Consider the following 20,417-nt stretch of genomic DNA (forward strand, 5'->3'; position numbering starts at 1 on the left):
GGGGCAGACAAGGGGATGAGGTCGGCGCAGCCAGGCCGGGGAGGCTAGGCGCAGCAGGCAAAGACGCCGGGCCTGTCACACTACCTTGAGGTGGGCCGGTTCGTTCTTGTGGTAGACGTCGAAGAAAATCACGCTGTGGTCTTCCACCTGGTGGCAGTGGCCGCAATGGTCCTGCAGCTTTTCACTCTGCTTGCGGCAAAGTTCGCACCAATGGTAGATCAGCCGGTAATCTCGCCGCCCGACATATTTCTTCATGCGCCGGTGATGGGCCCCGTGCATCCAGCCGTCGGCGTCGGTGGGATTGGCCAGCAGCCGGTCGATGACCTTGAGAATCCGGGCATGACCGGGGGGATCCTGCTGACGGATCTTCTCCAGCCGGGAGGTGAAATTGGGGGTGGGAAAGTAACTGAAACGGGTCATGGCAACCTGTCCGGAAAAAAATCAGTGCTCATGGGGATGACCGGGCCTGACTTTCAAGGGTAAAGGCAGCAACGGCCCCTGTCAATCGCTATTCAGCTCTCTTCGGACGCCTCGAACAGCCGCCGACGGGCCGTCTCCAGGGTCAGCTCGAACCCGTCTTCGTCGACCAGCCGCACCTTCCAGCGGCACTTGCGGCACTGAAACGCACTGTAGGAGACGGGCTTGCGCACGGTGCGGTTTCCGCTGCTTTCGAATTTCCAGCTCGTGCGCCGTTGAAAATCGGAGAGCGCCGTCCGGCAGCGGGGGCAGAAGGGCTCCGCGTTGCGGTTCCACAGCGCGTTGAAACGGGGGAAAAGGCGATTGGCCCGCCGCCGCTGCAGAAAAACCAGCGCCACGGCGACGGCCAGCAGCAGAACCGCGGCCAGGGCCAGTCCGTAGGTCCAGGGTCCGGGGGTGGTCAAATGGGAATATGGCGACGACATGAGATAAGGCGACCGAAGCGGAACTTATTGAAGGGCATCCTGGCGCTTGCGCCAGAGCCGGGCCAGGATGGCGGTCAGGGCCCCGGCGAGGACCACCCGGACACCGAGCATGATCCAGGGATCGCCGCCGATCACCACGAAGATCAGGGTGTCTTCCACCACCGCGTGGCAGGTGGCGAGAAACAGGCCCATCAGGAACAGTTCGCGGCGCGGCAGCCCCTTTGCCCGGGCCACCCGGATGATGATGCCGGCGCCGTAGGCGATGCCGAGAAAAATCCCCGTGAACAGCGGCACGGCCGCGTCCCGGGTCAGCCCCATGCCGCGCATCAGCGGGTCCAGCGCCCGGCCGGCCCGCTTGAACACCGGCAGGTAGCGCAGCACCTCGAAGGCGGTGACCAGCGGCACCACGATCAGCAGCAGTTTGAAGGATAGTTTGAGACCCCCGGCAAGGGCCGCCAGCAGGGCCTCCATCATCCCCCCCAGAGCAGGTGCAGGCCGTGCAGAACCAGTCCCGCGACCAGGGCGATGAGCAGCCGGCAGCCGGTGAGCAGCCCGCCCCGGGCCCCGGTGGAGCCCAGCACCGCCCCCTCGACCAGCAGGTTGTGGGCGATCCCCATCATCAGCCCGCACTGGGTGACCTGCCAGGGAGTCAGCTCGAGGGGAGCCATGATGGCGATGGCGGCGTAAAGGTTGAGCAGCCCGGCGGCGATAAAGGCAAAGGCCGCCTCCCCCGGGAGGCCGAAGAGCTGCATCAGCGGCGCGAACCAGCCACCCAGCACCTCGATCACCGCGGTCCCCTTGAGCAGGTCGACGACAACGTAAAGCGGCAGGACGAACTTGACCAGCTTGGCGGTGGTTTTCAGCCCCTCCAGAAAACCGGTTCTCAGCCGGGTCGCCACATCGGGCACAATCTCTTCCACGCAGACCTCACACAGGGGATCGGCCGGGGGGGAACACCGGCCACGAGGGCGCATGATAACCGCGAGCGGCTCCTTTGTCCAGGCCTCAACGGGGTGCCGGAAAGCGTTTTTTTTCGAGTGAGGATCCTGGCCCGGGCGCTTCGGGATTCTTGACTTTGCCCACCTGCGACCCTATAGTTCATTCCCATGAAAGATGTCTTCCTCGCCGATGCCCACCTGCTTGACCCCGCCGACGGCAACTACCGGCGGCTGCTCGAGTTTTTCGAGTCGCTGCGCGGCCGCACCCGCACCTTGTACCTGCTGGGGGACATCTTCGAGTTCTGGATCGGCTACCGGCATTCGGTCTTCGCCCCTTACGTGCCGGTGCTCGAGGCGCTTCGCCGGCTCCGCGAGGACGGTGCCCGGATCGTCTACGTGGAGGGAAACCACGACTTCCACATGGGACCCTATTTCCGGGAAACCCTCGATTGCCAGGTCCTGCCCGATGGCGGCTCGATCCGGATCGACGGGTGCCTGGTCCACATCAGCCACGGCGACCTGGTCAACAGCGCGGATCACGGCTACCGCCGGCTGCGGATGCTGCTGCGCAGCGCCCCGATGCGCCTGGTGATAAAGCTGGTCCCCCCCGACTGGGCCTGGGGCATCTCGCGCTGGGCCAGCCGGCAAAGCCGCAAGGGCCATGAAGAAAAACGCCGCCGCTGGGTCCCTGAGCAGATGCTCGAGAACCACGCCCGGCAGCGCTTTGCCGAAGGGCACCAGGCCGTCATCACCGGCCACTTCCACGCCCCCCTGTTCCGTGAGTTCGACCAGGGCCCGCTCATCGGCCTCGGCGACTGGATCACCCAGTACTCCTACGCCACCTGCGAAAACGGCCGCTTCGAACTGCACACCTTTAAAGGCGAGTGAATCGTAATGCGTAATGCGTAATGGGTTTTAAAGCCTTTGCCCCCAAAACATAACGCCGCCTCACGCCTCACGCCTCACGCCTCACGCCTCACGCCTCACGCCTCACGCCTCACGCCTCACGCCTCACGCCTCACGCCTCACGCCTTACGCCTTACGCCTCACGCCTCACGCCCCTTTTTCTCAGTCATCCGCTGCACCAGGTCGTGCAGGGTGAGGCTCCCCAACACCTTCTGCCCGGCGGTTTCCATGTGCGCCTCGAGTTCGCGGATCACCTCGCCCTGCGGGGTGGGGCGCAGGCGGGTGAAGTCGACGCCGTCTTTTTTCAGCCCTTCCAGAAGGGCGTGAATCTGCAGGGTGTCGGGGGAGCGCCCCGGCTGATAGGCGAATTTTTCCGCCTCGCCGTCGCGCACCTCGGAGAGAAAACCGAGATCGACCAGCTGACCGAGGACGTCTTTCGCCAACCGCGGCGGCAGGTCGAGTTCGGTGGAGATCCGGCTGATGTCCCAGTTGCGCTCCCCCCGGGAATAGGCCTCGCCGATCACCAGCATGACGGTGAGGGCGATCTGCTCGCGGCTGGAGAAGTTGACCTCTTCGCCGCGGATGTCGTTGGGCACCAGGCGCAGGTTCTGCCAGGCGTAGGCCAGCTCGAGGCCGAGCAGCACGATCAGCCAGCTCAGGTAGATCCAGACCATCAGGATCGGCAGGGCGGCCATGGTGCCGTAAATGGCGTTGTAGCGGGCCACCCCGACCTGAAAATGCACATACCCCCATTGGGCGAGCTGCCAGAGGGTGCCGCCGAAAATGCCGCCGATCATGGCCGCCCGGTAGGTGACCTTGCAATTGGGCATGAACAGGTAGAGGGCGGTGAAGGCGATCCACATCCCCACGAAGGGACCGATCTTGAACAGGAACAGCAGCGCCTCGCCCACATAGGCCAGCTCTTCGAGCCGCTCCATGAAGGCCATGCTCTGCAGGGTGGAGGTCATGGAGATGGCCAGCACGACCAGCACCGGGCCGAAGGTGACCACCGAGAAATAGTCGGCGAAGCGCCGCATGATGCTGCGGGTTTCCGTCACTCCCCAGATGTGGTTGAAGCTCTTCTCGATGTTGGAGAGCAGCGCCAGAACCGTCAGAAACAGGGTGCAGAAACCGAACACCCCGAGCCTGGCCATGTTGGTGTTGTTGATGTAGCCGATGATCTGGCCGACCACCTCCTCGGTGCCGACGGCGATCTTTTCCAGGATCAGCGGCTCCAGGGTGTTCTGCACCCCGAGCCCCTTGAGCACCGCCACCATCATGGCCAGCAGCGGCACGATGGACAGCAGGGTGGTGTAGGTCAGGGCCGAGGCGCGCAGCAGGCAGCGATCGGCGATGAAGTCGCGGATCACGAAGGCGGAGATCCGCAGCGGACGCAACAGCAGGAAACGGCTGCGGCTCAGGGTGGTCGGGTCGAGTTCCCAGATCTCCCGGGTCAGAAAGAGTTTGAGTCGATCGATGTTCTGCCTGAGATTCGCCATGGGCCGGGTACCTTGTGAATGGAAATACCGCCTGCCTGGCGGCCGCATCCGCCCGGGCCGGCGGTGGCCGCGATATCGGGGTTGCCCTGACCCGCCGGGCGCTCGGGCTACTCCGGCTTCAACTGCAGCGCCTCGGCGATGGTCAGTCGCTTGCCGGCGAGGGATTCATCCCCCAGCAGGGTAGCCGCGAACAGGCGGTTGACCGAGACCAGGGCGGTATTGAGAACCTCGAGGTTGACCACGGCGCGGGCCGGCAACGAACTCATGTCCCGGAAATTTTCCGGGCAGAAATCAACCTTCTGCCCCTGCTCCCCTGTGCTCAGCAGGGGCAGGCCGTGGGTCCTGCAGATCAGGGGCCGGGCGGCATAGAGCAGGCAGGCTCCGTCCTCGAGCAGCGGGCAGGGGCCCTCCGGCGACGCCGCGGCGGCCCGGGCCCGGATATGGTCGGCCCGCGCCCCGCCGAGCTCCTCCAGGGCCAGGGCGAGGGCCGCGGCTTCCACCTGGAACAGGGCCAGGTGCCGACAGCAGGCGTCGCAGCCCCGGCGGCAGGCGATCTGCGCGGAGAACTCTCCGACGATGCGGGCGCAAAGTTCATCGACCCGCGCAACCAGTTGCCGGTAATTGGCCAGGCCGGGATCTGCCGAATGGGCGGCAATCTTTTTCATGAGAGGCATTCTACTCCACGTCCGGGGGCGCAGGTCAAGCTCGTGCCGGGCCGGCCGAGGGGATTATTGCCCCGCCTCGACCCTGCGGACCGTCCCCAGCGCCCCGGGGTCGCCGTCGAAGGCGGCCCTGTCACCGACCAGCACCAGGGCCTGGCGCTCGGGGTTGAGGTACCTGCGGGCCACCCGCAGCACGTCCTCGACGCTCACCGCGGCCACCTTCTCCCGATAGGTCTGCAGGTAGTCCTCGGGGTAGGCGTAGTAGTCGAGGCGCATCTTCTGGGTGATCACGTCGTGGCTGTCCTCGAAGGCGAAGACGAAGGAGTTGATCAGGCTCTCCTTGGCCAGCTGCAGCTCCTGCTCCGACACCGGCTGTTCGCGCAGCTCGGTCATGATCCGGCGCATCAGCTTCACCACCTCCAGGGTCGACTCGCTCTTGGTTTCGCAGCCGGCGATGAAGGGCCCGGGCAGGCGGCGCCCGACCTGGTAATAGGAGTAGACCGAGTAGGCCAGCCCCCGGTCGGAGCGCACCTCGCTCATCAGCCGCGAATTGAAGCCGCCGCCGCCAAGGATGTAGTTCATCACCCGCACCGCCTGCAGGTCGGGGTTGTCCTTGTCGACGCCGATCTCCCCGAACATGATAGTGGTCTGGGGGATCGACTTCTCGGCGACCCAGACCGCCGGCGGCGCCGGCTCGACCAGCGGCGGCAGGGCGACCGTCGGGGCCTGCCCCCGGGGCCAGTCCCCGAAGGCCGACTGCAGCAACTCCAGCAGCTGCCCGCGGTCGAAGTCCCCGGTGATGCCCAACCAGAGGTTGCTGGGGTGGAAATAACTCCGGTGATGCTCCACCAGGTCCTGCCGCGCAACGGCGGTAATACTCTCCACGGTGGCGACCCGGCCCAGGGGATGCTCGCCGTAGAGGGCCTGCATCAGGGCGCGCGAGGCCACAGAGCCCGGGTCGTCGTCGCGGCGCCGGATCCCCTCGATGGCCTGTTTGCGGGCCAGTTCGAGCCGGCCTTCGTCGAAGCGGGGGCGGCGCAGCACATCGGCGAGGATCGCGACCCCCTCGCGCAGATCGGCGCTGCGCAGGGACATGCCGGCGGAGACGGCGTAGGTGTCGGCCGCCACGGAGAGCTCGGCGGCCAGGAATTCCAGCCGGGCATCGAGCTCCTCGGGGCTCATGGAACCGGCCCCGCCGGTGCGCAGCAGCGAGGCGAACAGGTCGGTCGCCCCGGTCTTGTCGGCCGGGTCGCCGATGGTGCCCCCGCCGATCATGGCGGAGATGCTCACCAGCGGCAACTCGTGGTCCTCCTTGAGGTAGAGGCGGATCCCGCTGGGCAGATCGATGCGCTCGACCTCCGGAACGTGGAATTCAAGGGGGGCGAAGCTCAGCTGGTCGGGGCGCGGGGTGGCCGGGGCGCAGGCGGCGAGCAGCAGCGTGGCGGTCAACAGCAGCGGCAGCAGACGGGACATAGCTTATTTTTCTCCCTTGGCAAGAATCGCCACGGTGCGGTTGGCGGGGGTGAAATATTTGGCCGCGACAGCCTGGATCTCCGCGGCGCCGATGCCGGCCACCACCTCGTCGTAGGTGACCAGGTAGCGCCAGTCGCCGAGCAGGGTCTGGTAGTAGGTGAGCATCCGGGCCAGGCCGCCGTTGCCCTTGAGAAAGCGCAGCCGGTCGGTGCGCAGCCAGTTCAGGGCCTTCGCCAGTTCTGCGGCGCTCACCGGCTCGGCGGCCAGGCGTTCGAGCTCTTGGTAAACCGCCGCTTCCACTTCCTCGGCGGTGTGGGGGTGCCTGGGGATCGCGGAGATCACGAACAGGTTGTCGTAGCCCGATCCGGGGGCGCCGTAGGTCGAGATGGAGGTGGCCAGCTGCTTCTCCAGCACCAGCGAGCGATACAGCCGCGAGGTGCGCCCCTCGGCCAGGATGTGGTCGATGAGATCGAAGACGTAATCGTCGCGCTGCGGCAGGGTCGGCTTGTGGTAGGCGATGGCCAGTCGGGGTTCGGCGTCGAACTCGATGCGCACCCGCTTCTCCCCCACCCCGGACGGCTCGATGGCGGTAACCCCGGGAACCGGGGTGCCCGGAGGGATGTCGCCGAAATAGCGCTCCACCATCGCCAGCGCCTGGTCGAATTCGATGTCCCCGACCAGGGCGACCACGGTGTTGACCGGCGCGTAATAGCGCTGCAGAAAATCGCGGGTCTCGGCCAGGGTGAGATTGTCGATGTCGGACTGCCAGCCGATCACCGGGTTGCGGTAGGGGTGCACGGTAAAGGCGTTGGCCACCAGGGTCTCGTAAAGCAGGCCATCGGGGTTGGACTCGTAGGAGCGCCGCCGCTCCTCCTTGATCACCTCCCGCTCGGTGTAGAACTCGCGCAGGACGGCGTTTTTCATCCGGTCGGCCTCGATGGCCGCCCACAGCTCCAGCTTGTTGGCCGGCAGCGAGATCAGGTAGGTGGTCAGGTCCTTGCTGGTGAAGGCGTTGTAGCCGGAGCCTCCGTTTTCGCTGTAGATCCTGGAAAACTCATCCTTCACCACGAACTGCTTGTGGCGCTCCTGCAGGCTGGCCAGCTGGGCCCTCAGCTCCTCGAGGCGCCGGGGATCGACCCCCTTTTGCCCCTTGATGGCGTCGATCTCGGCGCCGACCTGCTCGATCTGCTCCAGCAGCTTCTTTTCCGCTTTGAAGTCGGTGGTTCCCAGGGTCTTGGTCCCCTTGAACAGCATATGCTCGAGCAGGTGGGCCACCCCGCGCTCCTCGCTCGTTTCGTGAACCCCGCCGACTCCGATGGTGATGTAGGCGGAAAAGGTTGGCGAATCGTGGCGCTCGACCACCAGCAGCTTGAGGCCGTTGGCCAGGGTATGCTCACGGACTTTTTCCTCGAGGGTCTCGGCCCCGGCCAGGCCGGCCAGCAGCAGAAACAGGGTCGGGATAGCGGCGAAGCGAAAAATGTACATTAATTTTGACACTGCGAAGCTCCTGAAATAACTATGGGAAAGTTGCGATTATAACCGAGGGACGACGTAAACCTAAGGAAAATCGGTTTGCGCGCCCCACCCTCACCCCTACCCGCGTACCGAGGGAGAGGGGGCATTCTCCAGGTTTTGTTCGCTCTTGGACCTTCTCCTGGATTCTGACTCCTGAATTCTGTTTTTTTCAAAACAGCGAAAACCGCACATACCGGCCGGGGTTCTCGCGCAGGTCGCGCAGCAGGATATCCAGGTCGTCGAGGGTGCGATTCAGCTTGTCGTGCAGCTCGTCCTCGGTGACCAGCCGCCCGGCGGTCCCCTCCCCGTTGCGGACCGCGGCGGCCAGGGCTTCGAATTCGGCCAGCGAGCTCTGCGCACGGCGCAGGGCCGCCAGCCCCTCGTTGTACAGGGCCGGGTCGTTGACCAGCCGGCCGAGGGTGCCTTCGGGGTTCTCCAGCCCGGCGACAAAGGTTTCGAAGCGCCGGGCGGCCGCCTCGCCGCGGGCCGCAAAGGCCACCAGCCGGTCATAGAGCCCGGGGTCGTTGAGGGCCTTGGCCAAAGTCCCCTGCCCCGTGGTCATGGTCTCGTTGAGCCCTTTGAACTGCTCGGCGAAGCCGACCAGGGTATCGTACAGGGTCGGGTCGGTGAGCAGCTTGCCGAGACTTCCTTCCCGGTTCTCGATCTGCTCCGCCAGCTGGCCGATGCGGTCGAAGGCCACGTAGGCCCGGTCGATGACCTGGTCCAGCCCCAGGGGAGCGACCCCGTGCAGAGGCTCAGCCGGAATCCCGAGCCTGTCACCGGGGACGATTTCCACGTATTTCTCCCCCAGCAGGCCCCGGGTCTGGATCGACACCCGGGCGTCCTGCCCCAGCCGGCCGGCCGCCGACTCCTCCAGGCGCAGAACCACCGACACCTGGTCGGATTTGAGCGGATCGGAGAAGGCGATCTCCGCCACCGAGCCGATCACCACCCCGGAGAGCCACACCGGCGCCCCGACGCGCAGGCCCTGGACATCGGGCAGCACCACCTCCACGGTGGTGGTCGGGGTGAAAATGCGGGTTTTTTCGCCGACAACGAAAGTGGCCAGCCCGAGCAGGGCCAGGGCCGCGATCAGGAACACCCCCATGCGCACCTCGGCCCAGGAGATCTTCATGCTGCGCTTCACCGCGCACCTCCCGAAGCCCCCGCTTGCCCCCCGCCGGGATTGAGGAACTCGCACAGCTGCGGGTTGGGGCAGGATTCGAAACCCCGGCGGTCGCCGTCAAAGAGGATTTTTCCGTCGTCGATGAACATGAAGCGCTCTCCCACCCGGTAGGCGCAGACCAAGTCGTGGGTCACCACCAGGGTGGCCTTGCCGTGGCGCTGGCACTCGACGATGAGCTCGTTGACCCGGCTCGAGGCCAGCGGATCGAGCCCCGCGGTCGGCTCGTCGAACAGGATGCAGGCCGGTTCCACGGCGATCGCCCGGGCAATAGCGACGCGCTTGCGCATCCCCCCGGAAAGCTGGCCGGGGAAGAGGTCGATGGCGTCCTCCAGCCCCATGGCGGCCAGGACCCGGCGGACGATGGCCTCGATCTGCGCCACCGGCAGCCGGCCTTCCTCGAACAGCCGGTAGCCGACGTTTTCGCCCACCGTCAGGGTGTCGAAGAGGGCGCCGCCCTGGAATACCATGGCCAGGCGCTTGCGGTGCTCGATCAGCTCTTTTTCCTCCAGGGCGTGGATGTCTTCCCCGTCGAGTTGCACGCCTCCCCGGTCGGGTTTCCACAGGCCCAGGATCACCCGGAGAATGGAACTCCTTCCGGCCCCGGAGGGCCCGAGAATCACCGCCCGCTCGGCCTTGCCGATTTCGAAGGAGATGCCCTCGAGCACCTGCCGGCCGCCCAGCGACAGGTAGACGTCCTCCAGGCGGATCATGGGAACAGCACCAGGAAGATCTTGGTCAGGAAAAAGTCCGAGACCAGGATGAATACCGAGGAGAGCACCACGGCCCGCTTGGCCGCCACCCCGACCCCGGCCGAGCCGTGGCGGGCGCGCATCCCCAGGTGGCAGGAGATCGAGGCGATGACCAGACCGAAGAACAGGGGCTTGGCGCAGCCCAGGAACACATCGGAGATGGTCAGGAAATCGATCACCGAGAGCCAGTAGTAGGTGGCGTTGATCTCGGTGGTGGTGCTGATGATGAAAAAGCCGCCAAGGATCGCCACCGCGTCGGCGAACACCGTGAGCAGCGGCATGCTCAGCAGGCAGGCGAGAAAGCGCGGCACCACCAGCTTGCGCACCACGTCGGTCCCCTCCACCAGGTAGGCGTCGATCTGCTCGGTCACCTTCATGGTCCCCAGCTCGGCGGTGATCGCCGAACCGACCCGGCCGGCGACCATCAACGCGGCCAGCACCGGGCCGAGTTCGCGCACGATGGAGGCGCCGATCACGCTGCCGACCAGGTTGGTGGCCCCGAAGCGGTTGAACAGCGCCACCCCCTGCAGGGCCATGACCATGCCGGTAAACACACCGGTGAGCATGACGATGAACAGGGACTCGAAGCCGATGCGGTCGAACTGAAAGACCAGCTCGCGGAAATAGATGCGCCGGGAGAGGGACTTGAGCAGGGCGGTCAGGGTCAGCCGGGCGTAGGCGTCCACCTCGACGAGATAGACCTTGATGCGGTTTTCGAGGGCATTCAGCAGCATCGTTCAAAAACCCCTCCGGCGGGTCGGGCGGGCTGCGCCAAACCGCCGGTCAGGGCTGGACGCCGCACTGCGGCAGCTCACCGTCGCGGAACCGGCCGCGGGCCTGGCTGTCCCGCGCCGGCAACAGGGTGTGCTCCACCACCTCCGCCATGCTCTCGACGAACAGGATCTGCATCGCCCCGCGGGAGTTCTCGTCCAGGTCCTTGAGGTTATCCCGGTTGCGCAGCGGCAGCAGCACGGTCTTGACCCCGGCACGGCGGGCGGCCAGGACCTTCTCCTTGACGCCGCCGATGGGCAGGATCCGTCCCGAGAGGGTCAACTCGCCGGTCATCGCCACGTCGCGCCGGGCCGGGCGCCCGGTCATCAGCGAAATGATCGCCGTGGCCAGGGTGATCCCCGCCGAGGGCCCGTCCTTGGGGATCGCTCCGGAGGGGACGTGGAGGTGGAGGTCGCGGTTCTCGAGGAAATCGCTGGCCAACCCGAACTGTTCGGCCTGGGCGCGGACGAAGGAGAGCGCCGCGCGGGCCGACTCCTGCATGACTTCGCCGAGGCTGCCGGTCAGGATCAGGTCCTTCTTGCCGGTCATGCTGGCGGCCTCGACGAAGATGATGTCTCCGCCCGCTTCGGTCCAAGCCAGCCCGGTGACCACGCCGATCCGGTCCTCTTCGCCGGCGATGTCGGAGAAAAACTTGCGCGGGCCCAGCAGCTCCTCCACCTCCGCCGAGCTGATCAGCGAGCGGGCGGGCTGGCCCTGGGTGATCTGCCTGGCCACCTTGCGGCAGATCGCGGCGATCTTGCGCTCCAGGGTGCGCACCCCCGCCTCGCGGGTGTAGTCGCGGACCACCTTGAGCACCGCGGCATCCTCGAATTTCAGCGGGGACTTGGCCAGCCCGTTCTCTTCCACCTGCTTGGGGATCAGGTAGCGAAAGGCGATCTGCTTCTTCTCCTCGTCGCTGTAGCCCGCGAGGTGGATGATCTCCATGCGGTCGCGCAGGGCGTGGGGGATGGGGTCGATGAGGTTGGCGGTGGTGATGAACATGACCCTGGAGAGGTCGAAGGGGACATCCAGGTAATGGTCGGCGAAGTTGTTGTTCTGCTCCGGGTCGAGCACCTCGAGCAGGGCCGAGGCCGGGTCGCCGCGAAAGTCCTGGCCGATCTTGTCGATCTCGTCGAGCATGAAGACCGGGTTGTTGGCCTCGACGCGGCAGATCTCCTGGATGATGCGCCCCGGCAGGGCGCCGATGTAGGTGCGCCGGTGGCCGCGGATCTCCGCTTCGTCCTTCATGCCGCCCAGGGAGATGCGGATGAACTTTCGCCCCATGGCCCGGGCGATGGATTTGCCCAGCGAGGTCTTGCCGACCCCGGGCGGGCCGACGAAACAGAGGATCGGGCCCTTGGTGGTGGTCTTCAGGGAGCGCACCGCCAGGTACTCGAGGATCCGCTCCTTGACCTCCTTGAGGTTGTAGTGGTCCTCGTCCAGCACCTGCTCGGCCCGGCCGATGTTGAGGCTGTCCTCGGTGCCGCGGTTCCAGGGGACGTTGCAGAGGTACTCCAGATAGGTGCGCGCCACGGTGTACTCGGGCGATGCGGGGTTGATGCGCTCGAGCCGGGCCAGCTCCTTGTCGGCGACCTTGCGCACGTTCTCGGGCATGCCGCCGCGCTGGATGCGCTTGCGCATCTCGTTGAGCTCGGCGGTGCGCGGATCTTCGTCCCCCAGTTCCTCCTGGATCTCCTTCATCTGCTCGCGCAGCAGGTACTCCTTCTGGCTCTTGCCCAGGCGCCGGGCCACCTCGGACTGGATATTGCCCCGCACCTGGAGTTTCTGCACCTCGTCGGTGAGATGCATGTAGACTTCCTTGAGCCGCTCGATGGGATCGAGCATCTCCAGCAGCCGCTGCTGATCGCGCAACTGGAGATTGAGATAGACCCCGACCATGTCGGCGAGGCGCCCGGCATCCTCGAGCCGGTCGATCATCTTGAGCACGTCCCCGGGCAGGGGCCGCCCGTAGGCGAGGGCGATCTTGAGCAGGGCGTTGACGCTCTGCACCAGGGCCTCGGCCACCAGCCCGCGCCCGTCCTTTTCGACCAGCGGCTCGATGACCGAGACGAAGAACGGCACCTGCTGGGTGGGACGCACCAGGCGGATGCGGCTGACCCCCTCGAGCACCGCCTTGCCGCCGCCGTCGGGGAAGCGGAAGACTTTGCTGATCCGGGCGGCGGTGCAGATCCGGCCCAGGTCTTCGTAGCGGCAGGGGTCTTCCTTGCTCAGGCAGGCCGCCACCGCCACCATGTGGTCGTTGCGCATGGCCTCTTCGATGACCGGCATCCCTTCGGCGCCGACGAACAGGGGGAACACCATGTTCGGGAACAGCACCTGTTCGCGCAGGGGGTAGACGGGGAGCGTCGGGGGCAGCAGCTGGGGCCGTTCAATCATCAGTCAGTCCTCCCGGGCGGTTCAATCGGATTCCGGATTGACTTCGCGAATGGTCTGGTCGAGAATTTGGGGAAACTGCTCCGCGAAGGAGGGGTTGACGGTCCCCAGAAAATTTCTCAGGGCGGCGACCTCGAGCTTCAGGCGATCCACCTCCATCCGCAGCTCGAAGACCCGGCGCTCGGTATCGTCGGAGGCCAGCAGCAACTCTTTCTCCAAGCGACTGATCCGTTCCTCGAGGGCGATCTCGTTCATCCGGGCACCTTTCCAGTCTGGCAGCCGCCGACAGTGGCGGAGCCGACAGAGAGAAGAAGCTGCTTGACACTGGCCTAAGCCAAGAATATCAGTAGCCCCAACCCTGTCAAGGCAGCCCAAGGCCCCGGCCCGGACCGGCCCCGCAATCGATACACCCAAGGCAGCCAGGATACCTTCAAGCCAGGAGATTTACCGATGGGAATCAAACGAATCGCCGTGCTCACCAGCGGCGGAGACTGTTCGGGAATGAACGCCGCGATCCGCGCGGTGGTGCGGGCCGCCCTCGCCGAGGGCCTGGAAGTGGTCGGCGTCCAGAAGGGCTACCACGGCCTGATCGACAACCACTTCCAGCCCCTGGACACCCGTTCGGTGAGCAACATGCTGCAGCGCGGCGGCACCTTCCTGCAGAGCGCCCGCTGCCGGGAGATGTACGAAGAGCCTGGGCAGCAACTGGCCGCCGAGAACCTGGCGGCGCTGGGGGTGCAGGGGCTGGTGGTCATCGGCGGCGACGGCTCGCTGCGCGGGGCGCTGGCCCTGACCCGGCGCGGAATGCCGGTGATCGGCATCCCCGCCTCCATCGACAACGACATCCCCTTCACCGACATGTCCCTGGGGGTCGACACCGCCCTGAACAACATCATCTACGCCGTAGACTGCCTCAAGGACACCGCCTCCTCCCACGACCGGGCCTTCGTGGTCGAGACCATGGGGCGCAACTGCGGCTACCTGGCGGTCGCCGCGGCCATCGCCTCGGGCGCCGAGGTCACCCTGCTCCCCGAGGCCCCCTACGACATCGCCGAGGTCTGCTCCCACCTGCGGCGGCGCTTCGACGAAGGGCGCAGCAACTCCATCATCATGGTGGCCGAAGGGGCCGGCAACGGACAGAAGATCGCCGAGCAGATCAAGGACGCCATCGGCTTCGAAACCCGGGTGATGATTCTCGGCCACTACCAGCGCGGCGGCTCCCCCTCGGCCTTCGACCGCATCCTGGCGGCGCGCTTCGGGGTCGGCGCGGTGGAGGCGCTGCTGGCCGGCGAACGGGGCAAGATGCTCGGGCTGGCCGCAGGCGGGCTCAAACTCACCCCCCTGGAGCAGGTGATCGAGGCCGGCAAGCGGCCCATCGACCAGATCATGCTGAGCCTCTCGCAGGTGCTGGGAATTTAGCCGGGCGGGTATCAGGGAGCCTTGAAATCCGCCCGGGGCCCTATACACTTTGTGCCTGAACTGTTTTCGCTTCGCCTGCCGCAGCCGATTTCATCTGGAGCAAAGGAGATGCTTATGCCTGTCGTTCATCCCGATCTGCCCTATGCCAAGAATGCCCTCGAACCCCACATCAGCTCCCGCACCTTCGAATTCCACCACGGCAAGCACCACAAGGCCTACGTCGACAACGCCAACAAAATGCTCGAAGGGAGCGAACTGGCCGGCAAGAGCCTCGAGGAGATCATCCAGGCGGCCGCCAAAGACCCGGCGAAAAAGGGCCTGTTCAACAACGCGGCCCAGGCCTGGAACCACGCCTTTTTCTGGAAGTGCATGAAGCCCGGCGGGGGCGGCCCGGCCTCCGGGAAGATCGCCGACAAAATCAAGGCCGACTTCGGCAGTTACGAGAAATTCGTCGAGGCCTTCAAGAACGCCGGGGCCACCCTGTTCGGCAGCGGCTGGGCGTGGCTGGTGCTCAAGGGGGGCAAGCTCGAGATCGTCCAGGGGGCCAACGCCGAAACCCCCGTCGCCCAGGGGCTCAAGCCGCTGCTGGTGGTCGACGTCTGGGAGCACGCCTACTACCTCGACTACCAGAACCGCCGCCCCGACTTCCTGCAGGCCTTTCTCGATCACCTGATCAACTGGGATTTCGTCAACGCCAACCTGGGCTGACCCACTTGGGGCAAGTCCCCTCGACAGAGACCACCGACCAGGGCGGCGGCCCGCTCCCCGGGGCCGCCGCCCGAACCTTCCGGGGAAAACCTCCACCAGCCTCCGCTCATTCGTTCCACGCCTTGGCGCTGTTCTTGCTCCAGCTTAAGAGCAAGTCGGTTCCAAGCCGCCCTTCAGCGGCGCCGAATAACTGAAAAATCGGGCGATCCGCCCCAAGCCATGGAGGCGCAAGTTGTCAAAAGTGAGTCACTTTTCCGTCATCGCGGGTACGTTTTTTTGGCTTCTGACACTTCTCTGCACTCCGGCGGCGGCCCGCACCGACTTCGCCCACTGGCTCGAGGGGCTGGAGCGCGAGGCGCTGGCCTCGGGGATCTCCGCCCAGACCCTGCGGACCCACCTGGAGGGGCTGGAGCCGATCCCGCGGATCATCGAACTCGACCAGGGCCAATCCGGCACCCGTAAAGGCGGGCGCCCTAGCCTGCAACGCTACCTGGCGCGGGTGGTGCCCGACTCGCGAATCCGCACCGCGCGGCAGAAATACCAGGAAAACCGCGAGTTGCTCCAGCAGGTCGGCACCCGCTTCGGCGTCGACCCGCAGTTCATCGTCGCCCTATGGGCGGTGGAGAGCGATTTCGGGCGCCGCACCGGCAGCTTCCCGGTGGTGGGGGCCCTGGCCACCCTGGCCCACGAGGGGCGCCGGGGGGACTTTTTCCGCGGCGAGCTGCTGACCATCCTCCAACTGCTCGACCAAGGCCGCATCGCCCGCTCGGAGATCCATGGCTCCTGGGCCGGAGCCATGGGCCAGGTCCAGTTCATGCCCTCCTCCTTCCAGAACTTCGCCACGGATTTCGACGGCGACGGCTGGCCCGACCTGTGGAATTCGGTGCCCGACGCGCTGGCCTCGGCGGCCAACTACCTCTCCGTCTCCGGCTGGCAGCGCGGCCAGGGCTGGGGGCAGAAGGTCCGCCTGCCCAAGGGCTTCAAGGGCAAGTCCGACCCTGACCGGATGCGCACCCTCAAGGAGTGGCGCAAGCTGGGGCTCAAAGACGTCAAAGGCCCGGACAGCCGCAAGGCCGCCCTGGTCATGCCCGAAGGCCAGGGGGCGCCGGCCTACCTGGTCTACGCCAACTACCGGGTGCTGCGCCAATGGAACCGCTCCAATTTCTTCGCCATGTCCGTCTGCCACCTGGCGGACAGGATCGCCGCCGCCAAATAGCCGCGCCAGCCCCCTCCCCTGGTTTCGCAAGCGGGCCGGCCTGAAAGCCGGCCCCCGGGGCTCAACGCTGCCCGCCCCCTTCCTACCGGTTTGCAATCCTTCCCCAAACTGCTAGAATATCGCGCCTGCAGTCCGCTTTGGCTGATCGGCCACCTATTCGCGCGTCCATCCCCGGAGGGATCATGCAACGCCTCTTTGTCCTTTGCCTAGTGCTTCTCGCCCTGGCCGCCCCGGCCGCTCTGGCCCAGCAGAACGAAACAGCGCAGCCGGCGCCCTCCGCTGAGGTCTCCTTCCCCGGCGTCGCGGAGATCGTCCCGCGCCTCGCCCAGCTGGGCGAAAGCGTCCTGCAGGCCGACTCCCGCATTGCCTCGCTGCAGGAGAACGCCGGTTTCGAAGGCCAGATCGCCGCAGCCCAGGAAAAGCAGCAGGAGCTGAAAAAGAAGATCACCGAGTACGGCGAAATGAGCACCTGGAGCAGCGACCGCCTGCTCGAGGTCAGGGGTCGGCTGCTCGAGCACCGCGCCACCCTGCGCAAGCTGCTCGACACCCTCTCCTCCCGGCTCGCCGAGCTGGAGGCCCTGCGCAAGGACTGGAGCTCGCGCAAAGAGTTCTGGGAAGGCTGGCACGAGGCGCTGAAGGGTTCCTCGATGCAGCCCCCGAAGGATTCCTTCCGCCAGGCCCGTGGGATGATCGAGGAGATCCTCGCCAGCACCGCGAAGACATCCACGCCCTTTGTCACCCTGCAGCAGGAGGTCACCACCCTGCAGACCGGCTCCGCGGAGATTCTCAACCAGCTGGAGACCACCCTGAGCAGCCAGCGCAAGGAGCTGTTCAAGAAGACCGCCCGCTCCCTGGCCAGCCCCGATTATTACCGGCAGTTCAACGCCGAGCTCTTCGAGCAGGTCACCCAGGGCATCTCCTCGGCCCAGGGCCGCGGCGTCGAGTTCCTCCAGGAGCAGGGGTGGATTCTCGGCCTGCAGCTGCTGCTGGCGGCGGGGTTGGGGGTCTTCATCATCCGCCATGGCCAGCGCGCCCAGGTGACCCAGGAGTGGCAGTTCATCCTCCGCCACCCCTTCGCCACCGGGGTCTTCGTGGCGATCAGTTCGCTGAGCTTTCTTTACACCACCCCGCCCGGGCTCTGGCGGCTGCTGCTCTGGAGCCTGGCGGCCTTCCCGGCGGCGGTGCTGATCTCGGGGCTGCTGCGCAACCCGCGCAAGATCTTCATGGTCAACCTGCTGGCCGCGCTGCTGATCCTCTCGCTGGCGCTGCAGATCATCTCGCTCCCCCAGCCCCTTTACCGCCTCTACCTGGCGATGCTCTCGCTGCTGGGGATCCCCCTGCTGCTGATCCTGGCCGGCGGCGACCGGCGCGCCAAGCAGGGGCGCTCCGACGGCTTCACCATGACCCTGCGCGGCGGCGCGGCGATCCTCGCCGTCTCCTTCGTCTCCCAGGCGGCCGGCTACACCAACCTCGCCTCGCGGCTGATCGAGGCCTCGGTGCAGACGGTCTTTCTCGGGCTGTTCGCCGCCATGGCGATCCGCCTCGGGCTGGGCGGGATCGAGTTTTTCTGGCGCCAGGATTTCATCAAAGCCATCCCCTTTCTCCACCGCTTCGGCCATGAGCTGGAAAAGCGGCTCAAGGGGGTGCTGAAGATCCTGGTGATCGGCTACGCCCTGCTGCAGACGCTGGCGGTCTGGGGCTTCTACGACACCGCCGCCCAGGCCTGGAGCAACCTTCTGGAGATGGGCTTTTCCGTCGGCGAGAACAACTTCTCCATCCAGATGGTGCTGCTGGCTGCCATCGCCCTGTATCTCTCCCTGGTCGTCTCCAAGCTGCTCAGTGCGGTTCTCGAGTCCGAGTTCATCCCCCGCACCGGCATGGACCGGGGGATCGGCGACTCGATCCGCAAGCTGCTGCACTACGTCCTGGTGACCATCGGCTTTCTGATCGCCATCGGCATCATGGGCATGGAGTTGAAGAACTTCGCGGTGCTCGCCGGCGCCTTCGGCATCGGTATCGGTTTCGGCCTGCAGAACATCGTCAACAATTTCGTCAGCGGCCTGATCCTGCTCTTCGAGCGCCCGGTCAAGGTCGGCGACACCGTGGTCCTGGGGACCGACTGGGGGACCGTGCAGAAGATCGGCCTGCGCTCGACCATCGTCGAGACCTTCGACCGCTCGGAGATCATCGTCCCCAACTCCCAGCTGATCTCCGACAAAGTGACCAACTGGACCCTGACCAGCACCATGGCCCGGGCCATCGTCCCGGTGGGCGTGGCCTACGGCACCGACCTGGACCGGGTGATGGAGATCCTCAAGGAGGCCGCCGCCCAGCACCCCGAGGTGCTCAAGGACCCCGAACCCGCGGCGATCTTCATGGGTTTCGGCGAAAGCTCCCTCGACTTCGAACTGCGCGTCTGGCTGGCCGACGTGGGCCGCCGCCTGGGGGTGCGCAGCGACCTGGGCCGCTACATCGAAAAACGCTTCCGCGAGGCCGGGATCGAGATCCCCTTCCCCCAGCGCGACCTGCACCTGCGCTCGGTGGAACAGGGGATTCTCGAGCGGCAGGGTCCCCCCCTGCCCCGGGAGGCCGCCGGAGCGGCCGACCACCAGGCCCAGCCGGGGGCCTGATCCGGCGGAGCGGAAGCTTCACCTTCTCGCCCCAAAGAGGCATTGAACCTGGGAGGCCGTTTTTTTTCGGACCGGTTTACAAGCGACGTCCGTTTGGCAAGCGCAGTTTCTGGTGCTTAGTTGTTATAAGAAGCGCATTCGCAAGAACTTGACCGCCTGGAAACCTGAGCGGTGCCTTTTAATAGGTGACCCTTTGTCTCCTGCTGGATTATCGGAACCGGCATAAGTTATCATTTCACATATGCATCCCCACCTTGCCCCTCCGGTGGAACTGGAAAAGCCGGACCGCGGTGGCAAGATTGACCTGCAACCATTTTGCAACGGTGGCTTGCTGTCGGATGCTTCCCAGTAAGTTCAGGCCTGCTGCCCAGGCAATCATTTAACCCCGATCGGCCTGAGGTCTGTCCCTCAGCCCTTGATCCCTGGCGGATTGAAATCTCTGCCGCCTTGAAATTTTTTTTTCCAGCAATCATTGCGGAAATGTACCCAGAGGCAGACAGGTAACCACCTTGCAAATCAATCTGGACAGGATAATTTTTCGCCATGACAAAAATTAACCAAGTACTGGCCGCGACCGATTTTTCTGAACCGGCACGGGTCGCCATGAAGCGAGCAATATCGATATGCCAGGGGCATGGCGCACACCTTGAGGCAGTGCACGTCATCGAGGAATTGCCCCCCGCGGAGTTGTTGTCCCTGGAACGGAGCCAGGAAATCTCCAGGCACCAACTTCTGGAAGAATTGGAGAAAACCGGCTCTGGTGGAGTCGAAGGCAATTGCCGGGTAGAGACGGGCAAGGTCTTTGTCTCCATCATTCGCAGCGCGCGAGAGATACCGGCAGACCTTATTGTTGTCGGCGCCCACCACAACCCCTCGTTTCGGGACCACTTTCTAGGCACGACAGCTGAAAAATTGGTTCGCAAGTCTCCGATACCGGTTTTGGTGACCAAGCAGCCGCCTAAAAGCCCATACAAGCGAATTCTGGTGCCGATCGACTTCTCGGATGCTTCCATGGACGCATTGAACATGGCCCTTGCTTTGGCGCCCCAAGCCAGTGTCGAACTGCTTCATGTTTACAGCTTTTGGGGGGAAGGACGCTTGAGCATGGCCGCTTATGGAAAGGATGTTCTGGAGCAATATCGACAGGAGGCCCAGAAAATGGCGAAATCTTCGATGAAAAAATTTGTCGAGGAGAATGACATCGCCTTACCTCCATTCAGTCAACATTTGCGCCAAGGCCATGCCGCATCCGAGATTATCAAGTTTGCCAAGGAACTGGATGTCGAATTGATCGTGATGGGGACCACCGGGCGTTCGGGGCTCCGGCAAGTGTTGGTGGGCAGCGTGACAGAACATGTATTGCGTGCTGGCCCCTGTGATATTCTCACGGTCAGGTCGCCAGAGTTTCAATTCGAGCTCCCCTGAAGCGCCATCCTGGCGAAGGCGTCT

Annotated in this window: 19 protein-coding genes; 6 read left to right on the forward strand and 13 right to left on the reverse strand. The window is 65.2% G+C overall.

Going from position 1 to position 20,417, the window contains the following annotated elements:
- Nucleotides 1–75 precede the first annotated feature (75 nt).
- The 4 genes from DESUT3_RS13520 to DESUT3_RS13535 form a co-directional block, all read right to left on the reverse strand.
- On the reverse strand, nt 76–420 hold the full coding sequence (locus DESUT3_RS13520) for a toxin (RefSeq protein WP_221249012.1): 345 nt from the start codon (nt 418–420) through the stop codon (nt 76–78).
- Nucleotides 421–512: 92 nt separating this feature from the next.
- Nucleotides 513–902, reverse strand: coding sequence for a hypothetical protein (locus DESUT3_RS13525; RefSeq protein WP_221249013.1), 390 nt, complete (start codon nt 900–902; stop codon nt 513–515).
- A 24-nt stretch (nt 903–926) separates the two neighbouring features.
- On the reverse strand, nt 927–1,376 hold the full coding sequence (locus DESUT3_RS13530; RefSeq protein ID WP_221249014.1) for a nucleoside recognition domain-containing protein: 450 nt from the start codon (nt 1,374–1,376) through the stop codon (nt 927–929).
- Entirely contained in the window at nt 1,373–1,822 is a 450-nt protein-coding gene (locus DESUT3_RS13535; RefSeq protein ID WP_221249015.1) for a hypothetical protein, read from the reverse strand. Before DESUT3_RS13535 ends, DESUT3_RS13530 begins: the two co-directional genes overlap by 4 nt.
- Nucleotides 1,823–2,008: 186 nt before the next feature.
- Here DESUT3_RS13535 and DESUT3_RS13540 point away from each other — a divergent pair, with 186 nt between their 5' ends.
- Complete coding sequence (locus DESUT3_RS13540) at nt 2,009–2,728, forward strand: UDP-2,3-diacylglucosamine diphosphatase (RefSeq protein ID WP_221249016.1); 720 nt, start codon at nt 2,009–2,011, stop codon at nt 2,726–2,728.
- Between the two features lie 158 nt (nt 2,729–2,886).
- Here DESUT3_RS13540 and DESUT3_RS13545 read toward each other — a convergent pair whose 3' ends face one another.
- The 9 genes from DESUT3_RS13545 to DESUT3_RS13585 all read right to left on the reverse strand — a co-directional run bounded on the left by DESUT3_RS13545 (nt 2,887) and on the right by DESUT3_RS13585 (nt 13,250).
- Nucleotides 2,887–4,245, reverse strand: a complete 1,359-nt coding sequence (locus DESUT3_RS13545) for a YihY/virulence factor BrkB family protein (RefSeq protein WP_221249017.1) — start codon at nt 4,243–4,245, stop codon at nt 2,887–2,889.
- Between the two features lie 107 nt (nt 4,246–4,352).
- Nucleotides 4,353–4,910, reverse strand: a complete 558-nt coding sequence (locus tag DESUT3_RS13550) for a YkgJ family cysteine cluster protein (RefSeq protein ID WP_221249018.1) — start codon at nt 4,908–4,910, stop codon at nt 4,353–4,355.
- Nucleotides 4,911–4,973: 63 nt separating this feature from the next.
- Complete coding sequence (locus DESUT3_RS13555; protein ID WP_221249019.1) at nt 4,974–6,380, reverse strand: M16 family metallopeptidase; 1,407 nt, start codon at nt 6,378–6,380, stop codon at nt 4,974–4,976.
- Between the two features lie 3 nt (nt 6,381–6,383).
- Entirely contained in the window at nt 6,384–7,865 is a 1,482-nt protein-coding gene (locus DESUT3_RS13560; protein ID WP_221252555.1) for a M16 family metallopeptidase, read from the reverse strand.
- Nucleotides 7,866–8,064: 199 nt separating this feature from the next.
- On the reverse strand, nt 8,065–9,042 hold the full coding sequence (locus tag DESUT3_RS13565) for an MlaD family protein (protein WP_221249020.1): 978 nt from the start codon (nt 9,040–9,042) through the stop codon (nt 8,065–8,067).
- A complete protein-coding gene (locus DESUT3_RS13570) occupies nt 9,039–9,791 on the reverse strand; it encodes an ABC transporter ATP-binding protein (RefSeq protein ID WP_221249021.1) in 753 nt (250 codons plus the stop codon). The genes DESUT3_RS13565 and DESUT3_RS13570 overlap by 4 nt, the downstream gene beginning before the upstream one ends.
- Nucleotides 9,788–10,564, reverse strand: a complete 777-nt coding sequence (locus tag DESUT3_RS13575) for an MlaE family ABC transporter permease (RefSeq protein WP_221249022.1) — start codon at nt 10,562–10,564, stop codon at nt 9,788–9,790. Before DESUT3_RS13575 ends, DESUT3_RS13570 begins: the two co-directional genes overlap by 4 nt.
- A 49-nt stretch (nt 10,565–10,613) precedes the next feature.
- Complete coding sequence (gene lon / locus DESUT3_RS13580; protein ID WP_225911509.1) at nt 10,614–12,998, reverse strand: endopeptidase La; 2,385 nt, start codon at nt 12,996–12,998, stop codon at nt 10,614–10,616.
- Between the two features lie 21 nt (nt 12,999–13,019).
- Nucleotides 13,020–13,250 carry a hypothetical protein gene (locus DESUT3_RS13585; RefSeq protein WP_221249023.1) on the reverse strand — a complete coding sequence of 77 codons (231 nt, stop codon included), beginning with the start codon at nt 13,248–13,250 and terminating at the stop codon, nt 13,020–13,022.
- 201 nt (nt 13,251–13,451) lie between these two features.
- Here DESUT3_RS13585 and pfkA point away from each other — a divergent pair, with 201 nt between their 5' ends.
- From pfkA to DESUT3_RS13610, 5 genes are all read left to right on the forward strand, one after another.
- A complete protein-coding gene (gene pfkA / locus DESUT3_RS13590) occupies nt 13,452–14,414 on the forward strand; it encodes a 6-phosphofructokinase (protein ID WP_221252556.1) in 963 nt (320 codons plus the stop codon).
- Between the two features lie 114 nt (nt 14,415–14,528).
- Nucleotides 14,529–15,122 carry a superoxide dismutase gene (locus DESUT3_RS13595; RefSeq protein WP_221249024.1) on the forward strand — a complete coding sequence of 198 codons (594 nt, stop codon included), beginning with the start codon at nt 14,529–14,531 and terminating at the stop codon, nt 15,120–15,122.
- Nucleotides 15,123–15,363: 241 nt separating this feature from the next.
- The gene (locus DESUT3_RS13600) at nt 15,364–16,338 is read left to right on the forward strand and encodes a lytic murein transglycosylase (RefSeq protein WP_225911710.1); all 975 of its coding nucleotides are present in this window, start codon (nt 15,364–15,366) and stop codon (nt 16,336–16,338) included.
- A 182-nt stretch (nt 16,339–16,520) separates the two neighbouring features.
- Nucleotides 16,521–18,968, forward strand: coding sequence for a mechanosensitive ion channel family protein (locus tag DESUT3_RS13605; protein WP_221249026.1), 2,448 nt, complete (start codon nt 16,521–16,523; stop codon nt 18,966–18,968).
- Between the two features lie 543 nt (nt 18,969–19,511).
- The gene (locus DESUT3_RS13610) at nt 19,512–20,393 is read left to right on the forward strand and encodes a universal stress protein (RefSeq protein WP_221249027.1); all 882 of its coding nucleotides are present in this window, start codon (nt 19,512–19,514) and stop codon (nt 20,391–20,393) included.
- The last annotated feature ends 24 nt before the right edge of the window (nt 20,394–20,417 follow it).

Source organism: Desulfuromonas versatilis, from assembly GCF_019704135.1.
Classification (GTDB): domain Bacteria; phylum Desulfobacterota; class Desulfuromonadia; order Desulfuromonadales; family NIT-T3; genus Desulfuromonas_A; species Desulfuromonas_A versatilis.